General features: G+C 33.6%; 11 protein-coding genes. 5 read left to right on the top strand and 6 right to left on the bottom strand.

Annotated features, from left to right (window positions below; all coding sequences use genetic code 11):
• Positions 1-181: 181 nt before the first annotated feature.
• Entirely contained in the window at positions 182-1,732 is a 1,551-nt protein-coding gene (locus tag ACVCXO_RS19450; RefSeq protein ID WP_452231272.1) for an FMN-binding glutamate synthase family protein, read from the bottom strand.
• 150 nt (positions 1,733-1,882) lie between these two features.
• Here ACVCXO_RS19450 and ACVCXO_RS19445 point away from each other — a divergent pair, with 150 nt between their 5' ends.
• Positions 1,883-4,225 carry an ATP-dependent helicase gene (locus tag ACVCXO_RS19445; protein WP_452231271.1) on the top strand — a complete coding sequence of 781 codons (2,343 nt, stop codon included), beginning with the start codon at positions 1,883-1,885 and terminating at the stop codon, positions 4,223-4,225.
• 20 nt (positions 4,226-4,245) lie between these two features.
• Here ACVCXO_RS19445 and ACVCXO_RS19440 read toward each other — a convergent pair whose 3' ends face one another.
• Positions 4,246-5,109 (bottom strand): alpha/beta hydrolase fold domain-containing protein, encoded by an 864-nt coding sequence (locus tag ACVCXO_RS19440; protein WP_452231270.1) that lies wholly within the window; start codon positions 5,107-5,109, stop codon positions 4,246-4,248.
• Between the two features lie 47 nt (positions 5,110-5,156).
• On the opposite strand from ACVCXO_RS19440, the gene ACVCXO_RS19435 reads away from it, so the two are divergent.
• Both ACVCXO_RS19435 and ACVCXO_RS19430 read left to right on the top strand, forming a co-directional pair.
• Positions 5,157-5,777 carry an L-threonylcarbamoyladenylate synthase gene (locus ACVCXO_RS19435; protein ID WP_452231269.1) on the top strand — a complete coding sequence of 207 codons (621 nt, stop codon included), beginning with the start codon at positions 5,157-5,159 and terminating at the stop codon, positions 5,775-5,777.
• Positions 5,778-5,837: 60 nt separating this feature from the next.
• Entirely contained in the window at positions 5,838-6,185 is a 348-nt protein-coding gene (locus tag ACVCXO_RS19430) for a VOC family protein (RefSeq protein ID WP_452231268.1), read from the top strand.
• 189 nt (positions 6,186-6,374) lie between these two features.
• Here the strand turns inward: ACVCXO_RS19430 and ACVCXO_RS19425 are convergent, their stop codons facing one another.
• From ACVCXO_RS19425 to ACVCXO_RS19410, 4 genes are all read right to left on the bottom strand, one after another.
• Complete coding sequence (locus ACVCXO_RS19425; protein ID WP_452231267.1) at positions 6,375-7,235, bottom strand: OmpA/MotB family protein; 861 nt, start codon at positions 7,233-7,235, stop codon at positions 6,375-6,377.
• A gap of 105 nt (positions 7,236-7,340) precedes the next feature.
• Positions 7,341-8,318 (bottom strand): glycosyltransferase family 2 protein, encoded by a 978-nt coding sequence (locus tag ACVCXO_RS19420; protein ID WP_452231266.1) that lies wholly within the window; start codon positions 8,316-8,318, stop codon positions 7,341-7,343.
• A gap of 39 nt (positions 8,319-8,357) precedes the next feature.
• Positions 8,358-8,684, bottom strand: a complete 327-nt coding sequence (locus ACVCXO_RS19415; protein WP_452231265.1) for a DMT family transporter — start codon at positions 8,682-8,684, stop codon at positions 8,358-8,360.
• Between the two features lie 11 nt (positions 8,685-8,695).
• Entirely contained in the window at positions 8,696-9,148 is a 453-nt protein-coding gene (locus tag ACVCXO_RS19410; RefSeq protein ID WP_452231264.1) for a type I restriction enzyme HsdR N-terminal domain-containing protein, read from the bottom strand.
• Positions 9,149-9,255: 107 nt separating this feature from the next.
• On the opposite strand from ACVCXO_RS19410, the gene holA reads away from it, so the two are divergent.
• Positions 9,256-10,260, top strand: a complete 1,005-nt coding sequence (gene holA, locus ACVCXO_RS19405) for a DNA polymerase III subunit delta (protein ID WP_452231263.1) — start codon at positions 9,256-9,258, stop codon at positions 10,258-10,260.
• A gap of 68 nt (positions 10,261-10,328) precedes the next feature.
• A complete protein-coding gene (locus ACVCXO_RS19400; protein WP_452231262.1) occupies positions 10,329-10,694 on the top strand; it encodes a cupin domain-containing protein in 366 nt (121 codons plus the stop codon).
• The last annotated feature ends 1 nt before the right edge of the window (position 10,695 follow it).

Raw genomic sequence — 10,695 nt, 5'->3', positions numbered from 1 at the left:
AAATCCTTGCTCGATTTCCATGACAACTTCTAACTTAAAAGAAAGAGAGTAATCCTTTTGAGTACGCTTGACGTAGTCCGTCTTTTCTATTGGTTTCATTACACTAAGGTTTTAGTGTATCGCTATTTCAGGACGTGACATGATTAAGATAAAAAAAGAGGCTTCTACAGAAGCCTCTTTTTTATTTTTTATTTCCACCTAAATACATGCAATTTTTTAAACTCTGCATACCATGAAAAGGGACAGGGGTTTTTTCATACATATAGGTTTTACTTAAATTGGTAGCGAGGTTATGATCATCTACATTAATTTCTATATCACTCATTTTAAACTCACAAGGATGCTCGTAACCAGCAGCATGTGTAATTTCTATAAACTCTTTTCTAAACGTTTTGAAATATTGCGCTAATCGCACCGATTTTAAAGTAGGGTCAATCCCGTTTTGTAGCCATTTGCTTTGTGTAGCAACTCCACTTGGGCATTTGTTAGTATGGCAAACTTGTGCTTGTATACAACCAATGCTCATCATCGCTTCACGAGCAACATTGATACAATCGGCTCCCATTGCAAAAGCCATTGCTGCTTTGGCAGGAAAACCTAATTTACCACTACCAATAAAAACAATACGCTCGCTTAAGCCTTTGCTTTGAAATAATTTATATAAATCACCAAATGCATAAACCCAAGGTAAAGATACATGATCTGCAAAACTTGGAGGTGCTGCTCCAGTACCACCTTCGCCACCATCAACCGTAATGAAATCAGGACCTTTTCCTGTTGCTTTCATAATATCTGCAAGCTCTTCCCATTGTTCTAATTTACCAATAGCAGCTTTAATTCCAACAGGTAATCCTGTAGCTTCCGCAATTTTCTCAATAAAATCTACCATTTCTGGTACATTACTAAATGCTTTATGGTTTGGTGGAGAGAGCACATCTTTGCCAATTTCAACACCTCTAATTGCTGCAATTTCAGGAGTGATTTTTGCTCCTGGTAAAACACCTCCTTTTCCTGGTTTTGCACCTTGCGAAAGTTTTACTTCTATGGCGCGTATAAAAGGATTCTCTTTTACTAATTTTATTAATTTATCCATAGAAAAACCACCATCTGCAGCACGAACACCAAAATAACCGGTTCCAAAATGAAAAACTACATCACCACCATGACTGTGGTGCGGCGATAAACCACCTTCTCCTGTGTTGTGATAAGCACCAGCCATTTTAACGCCTTTATTCATAGATTCCACAGCTTTGGCAGAAAGCGAACCAAAACTCATTGCCGAAACATTAATAACAGATCCAGGTCTAAATGGTTTTTTACGTTTATTGAATTCTCCCATCACTTTAGCGCAAGGCAAAAAACAATGATCTATATTATTTGGGTGGTTTTTGTCTTTTATTTCAAATGGCATCATCGCATTATTAATAAAAATATGCTGATGTGCATAAATATCGCGATCTGTACCAAAACCTTCGTAGTTGTTTTCGTGTTTTGCCGAAGCATAAATCCAACCACGTTCAATTCTATTAAAAGGTAATTCTTCTCTGTTATTAGCAACTAAATACTGTCTTAATTCGGGACCCATTTTTTCAAGCATGTATCTAAAATGCCCAACAATAGGGAAGTTATGACTTATGGTGTGGTGTCTTTGAAAAACATCGCGAATAGCAATAATTATTAAAACTAAAATAATCCACATCCACCAAGTTATCTGACCTAAGAATTCTAACATATTTTTTGAAATTAATTTTTTATCGGATGGTAAAGATATTCAAAAAATAAAAATATTAAGTAATACTCTAATTGTTTATAATTATTAATAATTAGGAAGCATAAAAACTCAGGGATTGGTTATTTTCACGTTTTATAAAATCAAAGAGATTTGGAGAAGTATTTAAGTCAGTTAAACGAAGCACAATTAGCACCAACTATTCAAAAAGATGGTCCTATGATAGTCATTGCAGGAGCAGGTTCTGGGAAAACTAGAGTGCTTACCTATAGAATTGCATATCTAATGAGTCAAGGTGTAGACTCGTTTAACATATTAGCCCTTACCTTTACTAATAAGGCGGCAAAGGAAATGAAAGAACGTATTTCCAGTATTGTTGGTAACGAAGCCAAGAATTTATGGATGGGAACTTTTCACTCCGTTTTTGCTAAAATCCTTCGTTTTGAAGGGCACCATTTAGGTTTTCCTAGTAATTTTACCATTTATGATGCGCAAGATTCACAGCGTCTTTTAGGTTCTATTATTAAAGAAATGGGCTTAGAAAAAGATATCTATAAAACCAAACAGGTTTTTAGTAGAATTTCTTCCTATAAAAATAACTTAATTACCGTAAAAGCATACTTTAAGAATCCGGAGTTAATGGAAGCCGATGTCATGACACGACGACCAAAAATGGGAGAGATTTACAAAGAATATGTAGATCGTTGCTTTAAAGCAGGTTGCATGGATTTTGATGATTTACTGCTGCGAACGAATGAGTTGTTAACTCGTTTTCCTAATGTTTTAGCACAGTACCAAAATAAATTCCGTTATATATTAGTAGATGAGTATCAAGATACAAACCATAGTCAATACCTTATTGTTCGTGCATTAGCAGATCGTTTTCAAAATATATGTGTAGTAGGAGATGATGCGCAAAGTATATATGCTTTCCGTGGCGCAAACATTAATAATATTTTGAATTTTCAGAAGGATTATGATGATGTGAAACTTTTTAGATTAGAGCAAAACTATCGTTCTACAAAAAATATTGTTGGTGCAGCTAATTCTGTTATTGAACATAATAAGACTAAAATTGACAAAGTAGTTTGGACAGCAAATGACGAAGGTGCAAAAGTGAAAGTAAATCGCTCTTTAACCGATGGAGACGAAGGTCGTTTTGTAGCAGGAACGATTTGGGATGAAAAAATGAACAACCAATTGCATAACAGTGATTTTGCAGTTTTGTATCGTACCAATGCACAATCTCGTTCTATTGAAGATGCATTGCGTAAACGGGATATTCCGTATCGTATTTATGGCGGATTATCTTTTTATCAACGTAAAGAAATAAAAGATGTAACCGCATATTTACGTTTAATTCTTAATCCAGCAGATGAGGAAGCACTAAAACGTGTTATTAATTATCCAGGAAGAGGAATTGGGCAAACTACTATTGACCGACTTATTGTGGCTGCTAATGGTTACGGGAAAACAATTTTTGAGGTTTTACAAAATATTGATAAAGTTGAAATTAATATAAATGGTGGTACAAAAAATAAGTTACGTGATTTTGTGACTTTAATTGAAAGCTATCAAGTAATGAATAAAACGGCAAATGCATTTGATTTAGCCGAGCATGTTACTAAAAGTAGCGGACTAATCCGTGAATTTAATAAAGACGGCACACCTGAAGGTATTGTACGTTTAGATAACGTGCAAGAACTTTTAAATGGGATAAAAGATTTTGTGGAAGGCCAAATGGAGCTTGCAGATGCTGGAGATTCCTTAGCAGAGTTTTTAGAAGATGTTGCTCTAGCTACCGATTTGGATGCAGATAAAGGCGATGCAGATCACGTGGCATTAATGACTATTCACTTAGCAAAAGGACTAGAGTTTAATCATGTATTTATAGTTGGTTTAGAAGAAGATTTATTTCCAAGTGCTATGAGTATGAATACACGTAGCGAATTAGAAGAAGAGCGTCGTTTGTTTTATGTTGCGCTTACTAGAGCCGAAAAACAAGCCTATTTAACCTATGCTTTATCGCGGTACCGATGGGGGAAATTAGTAGACTCAGAACCTAGTCGTTTTATTGATGAAATAGACGAAACGTTTGTAGAAAACACAACTCCTAAAGAAGAAAGACGTTTTAATCCAATGTTAGATTCGGATATTTTTGGAGATACACCACCAAGTAAAATTAGATTTAAAAAACCGAAAGAACTTACTTTTAAGAAAAAAGGTACGACTAAAAAAGAACCAGATAACTTTAAAATAGCAACACCAAAAAATTTAAAACCTGTAGCAAAAACCACAGAAAGTACTAGTGCGAACACAAACTTGTTTGATGGTGAACTTAGAGTTGGTAGCGTGGTAAAACATATGCGCTTTGGTAAAGGAGAAGTTTTAAAAATTGAAGGTGTTGGTGGTGATATGAAAGCAGAAATTAAGTTTTTAACTGGTGGAGTGAAGAAATTATTGCTTCGTTTTGCTAAACTGCAAGTGATTGGATAGTTTTATTTAGCCTTTAGCCTTTAGTATAAATGCGCCTCAATAAAAGTGTGCAGCTTGATTGTAGTATCTAGTAAGTTTAAGCCAGCCCAGCCATGGCCTTCTTCTTGATATAGAGTGAAATCATGAATAATACCGAGATCTTCTAATTTATCTCGCATTGCAGTTCCTTGTGATGTAGGTATTAAAAAATCTTGTCCGCCATAAAACAAAATAGTAGGAGGCGCGTCTGCGGTTACTTGATGGTACGGACTTACTTCTTCTAAAGTAGCGATTGTTGTATCGACGCTAAACGCATTTAATATTGCTTGTAATTCAGGGTCTGTACTATTAAGATAGGCAGGATCTGTAAAATTTGTAGGGCCAACAATACTACAAACCATTTTTGTTTGGTTATCTACATCAAAAGCGTAGCTCCACAGCATCGATAAATGTGCTCCTGCACTTGCGCCAATAAAACCTAAATCATCCGAGATAGCATATTCGTTTTGTCTAGTCTTTAAATAATTAACAACAGTAGTAATATCATTTATTTGCATTGGGTATGCTTGCGATGTATTATCGGCTAATCTATAATTCATATTTACAACAGCCATATCCGATACGTTTTGTAACATATAATCTTTAAAACCTTGCATATCTACTTTATCGCCAGAAGTCCAACCTCCACCATGAATTAAAATCATAATTTTAGTGTCTTCTGTTCGGTTAGCAGGAAGATATAGGTCGAAAACTTGATCGCTATCTGCACCATAAGATATATTGAGCTCCTCATAAAACTCTAAAGGGTTCATACTAGTTAAATCCTCACTATTATCTGTGTCATCACATGAAAACACACTAATAAATAGAATGAATGATAATAAATGCCTGAAGATATTTCGCATAATAAATTAATTAACTACTTTGTAAACGCTTTTTAAAGATAGTTATTATGGCGGAGTTTATAAAAATATACGAGGAAAATCCTAATAGTAAGATGATTAGGAAGGTGGTTGAGGTTTTAAAAAAAGGAGGTTTAATTATCTATCCTACAGATACCGTTTACGGTTTAGGTTGTGATATCACTAATACCAAAGCTTTAGAACGGATTGCAAGAATTAAAGGTGTAAAGCTTGAAAAAGCAAACTTCTCTTTTATTTGTCATGATTTAAGTAATTTAAGCGATTATGTGAAGCAAATAGATTCTTCTACCTTTAAAATATTGAAACGTGCGCTTCCCGGACCATATACTTTTATTCTTCCAGGAGCAAAAAGCTTACCTGTCGTTTTTAAAAAGAAAAAAACAGTAGGTATTCGTGTGCCAAATAATAATATAGCGCTCGAAATTGTTAAAGAACTTGGCAATCCAATTGTTTCTACTTCTATTCGTGATGACGATTCTATTTTAGAATATACTACAGATCCGGAATTAATTTTGGAAAAATGGGGTAATCTAGTAGACCTTGTTATTGATGGTGGTTATGGCGATAATGAAGCGTCTACAGTTATCGATTTCTCGGAAGGCGATCCAATAATTGTAAGAGAAGGAAAAGGAAGTTTAGATATCTTCTAAAAGTATGTCATTGCGAGCAAAGCGAAGCAATCTTTTAAATAGAAACTAAATTTTAAAATTATGAAACCAGCCAACAACCACATCAACTACATAGAATTTAAATCCATAGATTTAGAAGCTACAAAAGCGTTTTATACGAATGCATTTGGTTGGACTTTTACCGATTACGGACCAACATATACTTCTTTTGAAGATGCTGGACTAGCAGGAGGTTTTGAAAAAACAGATGCCGAAATTATAAATGGTGTTTTGGTGGTTTTATATCATGAAAATTTAGAGAAAATAAAACAACAAATTATAGAAGCAAAAGGGGAAATTAGTGTGGATACTTTTTCTTTTCCTGGCGGAAAGCGATTTCAGTTTTTAGATCCTTCTGGTAACGAACTTGCTGTTTGGTGTTATGATTAAATAAGATAGTTCGATTTGCGTTAAGGATAGAAAGGTTTGTTTGAGCTCATCTATGATAGCGAGCCTTGAAAGCCTGACCTTTTGTGATCCTGGCAGGTTTTCAAAACCTGTTAGGTATGAACAAAAGGTAACGCCAAAAAAAAAGCACAACCGTTAAGTTGCGCTTTTAATAATATTCTTTTCTAAAAATTAGTTTTCTTCAGAAAGGGCTTTCATTTCCGTTTCAATCATTTCATAAAACTGATCGATTTTTGGAAGAATGTAAATTTTAGTTCTTCTGTTAATTGCTCTATTTTCCGCAGTATCATTAGATACTAAAGGTAAATGATCTCCACGACCAGCAGCAATTAATTGTTCTGGTTTTACACCTAACTCTTGTAACGCTCTAACAATGGAAGTACTACGTTTTACACTTAAATCCCAGTTGTCAACTAAAACACCACCTCTGTTATATGGTACATTGTCTGTATGACCTTCTACCATTGCTTCAAAATTTGGTTTACCGTTAATTACTGTAGCAACTTTTCCTAAGATTTCATTTGCTCTATCCGAAATATTGTAACTACCTGTTTTAAATAATAACTTGTCTGATAAAGAGATAAAAACAACGCTTTTCTCTACGTTAATTTGAATGTCCTCGTCGTTTAAACCAACTTCCTTCTTTAAACTTGTAACTAAAGCTAGTGTTACACTATCTTTTTTAGTTAAAGCATCTTGCAATCTAGAAATTTTAAGATCTTTTTCTTTTAAGCTTTCTAAAGATTTCTCCAGATTTGAAGCACCTTTAGTCGTTAATACAGTCATACCTTGAGTAGTTTGTATTAAATCTTTATTGGTGTCTTTTAAATTTGCTAATTGCTCTTGTAATGCTATTGCACGAGCGCTTACAGCAGATTTGTCTTCTAAACAGGAGTTCAGTTTGACCGTTGCTGTATTTAATAAATCTTGTGTGGTTTTTTGTTTGGCTTCCATAGCTGCGAATTCCTTTTTAGAAACACATGAACTTAAAAGCAAAAGTGCTGTTGCACTTAGTAATACAATTTTTTTCATAATAAATGAATGGATTAAATAATGTTAATTTAACAGGACAAAATTATACAAAAGAATGATACAATATTCCATCATTAACAAAAACTTTAACATTTTTGTAAACAATTAAAAAGTCTTGTTACCTTTTATAAAATAAGAAAAAACAATCGATTTTGTCTGGTAATAATCCTTTTTCTTTGGCAGTATTTTTCGCTCTTTTAATAATCTTGGTAATGCGGTGTAATAACTAAAATGCGCTTTAAATATTGCAAGGATATGTGTTATTTTAAATTGTAGTAAAAACTTAATTGCCGCAACACCATCTAAAACTAATCTGGTGAAGATTAAAAAGAATAGAAAACCGGAAGCATTTTTAGTTATCGTAAACAAACTATTTCTAAAATTTAAAAAAGTTTTTTTAGGATTGCTACTTTGTAAAGTTGCTCCGCCAACATGATACACCGTAGAAGTGCCAATATATTTGGTGGTATAGTTTAGGTTGAAAGCGCGCCAACATAAATCTATTTCTTCCATATGTGCAAAAAAGCTTTCGTCAAAACCTTTTAACGTTTTAAAGGTTTCTTTTCTTATGAAAAAGCAGGCTCCTGAAGCCCAGAAAATAGTTGTGTCTTGGTATTGATTTTTATCTTTTTCGACGGTATCAAATATGCGTCCTCTGCAATACGGATAGCCATATTTATCTATAAAACCTCCTGCAGCTCCTGCATATTCAAAATGACTCTTGTTTTTGTAGTCTAATATTTTTGGTTGGATAATAGAGGTTTTCGTATTGGTTTGAAATTCGGATAGAATAGGAGTAAGCCAGTTTTTAGATACTTCCACATCGCTATTTAAAAGACAGAATATATCTTCTTCTACTTGTTGTAATGCTTGGTTGTAGCCTTGTGCATAGCCTCCGTTTTCAGTATTGGGTATGATTTTAATTTCCGGATAATTCGCTTTAACAAAAGCTACCGAATCATCGGTGGATGCATTATCGGCAACATAAATAGTTGCTTCTTTAGAATGCCTAACCACAGAAGGTAAGAACTTTTCTAAAAGTGCTTTTCCATTCCAGTTTAATATGACGACAGCTATTTTCAATGTTTAATTTTTTACTGATTTCTTAGTAATATTTTATATTTAGTTAGATACTATTTTTAATCCCACAATAGAAGCGATAAGTGTTCCTATAAAAAAGAGTCGCCAAAAGGTAGCTGGTTCTTTAAAGATAAGGATTCCTAATAATACGGTTCCAATAGCACCAATGCCTGTCCAAACCGCATAAGCAGTTCCAATAGGCAGCACTTTAGTTACTTTTACAAGTAAAAACATACTTATAGATAAACAGACAAAAAAGCCAACGTACCATAATGTAGATTCAGAACCTGAGGTTTCTTTTGCTTTCCCTAAACAGGCAGCAAAAGCGACTTCAAAAAGACCTGCTATAATTAATAATATCCAATTCATTTCCCGTTAATTTAAGGTTGTACACTATAATCTGGAATTTCGGTTAGAAACTGATAACGTTCTGCTTCAAAATCCATTTCGCAATAATAATGATTAATTCCGTTAGTAACCATTAAATAGGTTGCATTTAAAGCTAAATTATAGCGTGCAATTTGGTCAAAAGTAGTTTGATCGATTTTTATTTTAGCCGATTTACACTCCACAATTAAATGAATACTACCGTCTGGATTAAACACTACAATGTCATACCGTTTGCGTAAGTTGTTTACTTTTAATTCTTTCTCTACATTAATTAGCGATTTTGGGAATCCTTTTTCTTGCATTAAATATTGAACGCAATGTTGTCTAACCCATTCTTCAGGTTGTAAAACCACAAATTTTTTGCGTATTTCATCATAAATAAGCGTTTTATTTTCGCTATTTTTGGAACGAAACGAAAACTTTGAAAAGTTTAACTCTTGCATTAGATGTATTCAGTTTTTATCAAAGTTAATTTTCATAAAACAAATAGCAAATTTCAAGTCCTTTATTTTTGGATTTTGAAATTTTAAGAATTGGAATCATATTTATTTTGGACGAAGTTAAACAACTATTAATAGACATAAAGAAAGGCAATCTAAAACCCATTTATTTTTTAATGGGAGAAGAAGCCTATTATATAGATAATGTATCCGATTATATTGAAGCAAATGTGTTAGCCGAAGAAGAGAAAGGTTTTAATCAGATGGTTCTTTATGGTCGCGATGTAACTATAGATGATATTGTTGGAAATGCAAAACGGTACCCAATGATGGCAGAACGCCAAGTAGTAATTGTTAAAGAAGCGCAAGATTTATCTCGATCTATTGAAAAATTGGCTGCTTATGCTGCTAATCCGCAACCAACAACCGTTTTAGTCTTTAATTATAAGTACAAAAAACTAGATAAACGTAAAGCTTTATACAAGGCAATTAAGAAAGTTGGTGTTGTTTTTGAAAGTAAAAAATTATACGAAAATCAGGTCTCAGATTGGATTCGTCGTGTACTTTCTGGACAGAATTACACGATTTCTCCAAAGGCATCACAAATGCTTATGGAGTTTTTAGGAACCGATTTAAGTAAAATTAGCAATGAGTTAGATAAACTTAAAATTGTTTTACCAGCAGGAACCGAGATTACACCAGAGCATATTGAAGAAAATATTGGTATCAGTAAAGATTATAATAATTTCGAACTACGTAAAGCAGTTGGTGAACGAAATATATTAAATGCACATAAAATTGCACACTATTTTGCAGATAACCCAAAGGATAATCCTATGGTAGTAACGGTTTCGTTGCTTTTTAATTTCTTTTCGCAACTTCTACATTTACATGGTTTAAGTGATAAGAATCCTCGAAATGTAGCTTCTGCATTAAAGGTGAATCCTTATTTTGTAAATGAATATATCACTGCAGCTAGAAATTACCCGATGCGAAAAGTGAGTGAGGTTATTGGTACTTTACGTGAGTTTGATGTAAAAAGTAAAGGTGTTGGCAGTAATTCTGTGTCTCAAGGAGATTTACTAAAAGAGTTGTTGGTTAGAATCATGCATTAAGAACCATAGAGACAATCCATAATTAAGTGTCACAGGCAACTTGTCGAAGTGCAATAAAAACAAACCACATGAAAAAAATCTTAATCTTTCTTTTTTGTATCTCTATTTTTTCCTGTAAAGAAAAAACAACACTTCCAGATCCTTTACAAGCAGGTTGGGAAGGAGAAAGTGTTTGCGAAATAGTACATGAAGACAAAGAAGTACGCGTGTTAAAATGTACGTTTGCTCCAGGAGTTGGACATGAAAAACATGAGCATCAGCCACATTTTGGATATACATTACAAGGAGGAACTTTTCAAATTACGGATGCAAATGGTACTAAAACTGTAGATGTAAAAACAGGAACTAGCTGGAGTAAAGATATGGTGACAGAGCACGAAGTTTTAAATGTTGGGGATAGTACTTCTGTTTATCTAATAGTAGAATACAAGTAAA

The sequence above is a fragment of the Lacinutrix sp. MEBiC02404 genome (assembly GCF_053601575.1).
Note: the sequence above shows the minus strand (reverse complement) of the source record. Positions and strands in the feature narration are given on the sequence as shown.

What these genes read in the sequence shown, in the direction of transcription:
- ACVCXO_RS19450 (WP_452231272.1), bottom strand. Translation starts at nt 1,732, where the DNA reads ATGTTAGAATTCTTAGGTCAGATAACTTGGTGGATGTGGATTATTTTA.
- ACVCXO_RS19440 (WP_452231270.1), bottom strand. Translation starts at nt 5,109, where the DNA reads ATGCGAAATATCTTCAGGCATTTATTATCATTCATTCTATTTATTAGT.
- ACVCXO_RS19435 (WP_452231269.1), top strand. Translation starts at nt 5,157, where the DNA reads ATGGCGGAGTTTATAAAAATATACGAGGAAAATCCTAATAGTAAGATG.
- ACVCXO_RS19430 (WP_452231268.1), top strand. Translation starts at nt 5,838, where the DNA reads ATGAAACCAGCCAACAACCACATCAACTACATAGAATTTAAATCCATA.
- ACVCXO_RS19425 (WP_452231267.1), bottom strand. Translation starts at nt 7,235, where the DNA reads ATGAAAAAAATTGTATTACTAAGTGCAACAGCACTTTTGCTTTTAAGT.
- ACVCXO_RS19415 (WP_452231265.1), bottom strand. Translation starts at nt 8,684, where the DNA reads ATGAATTGGATATTATTAATTATAGCAGGTCTTTTTGAAGTCGCTTTT.
- ACVCXO_RS19410 (WP_452231264.1), bottom strand. Translation starts at nt 9,148, where the DNA reads ATGCAAGAGTTAAACTTTTCAAAGTTTTCGTTTCGTTCCAAAAATAGC.
- ACVCXO_RS19400 (WP_452231262.1), top strand. Translation starts at nt 10,329, where the DNA reads ATGAAAAAAATCTTAATCTTTCTTTTTTGTATCTCTATTTTTTCCTGT.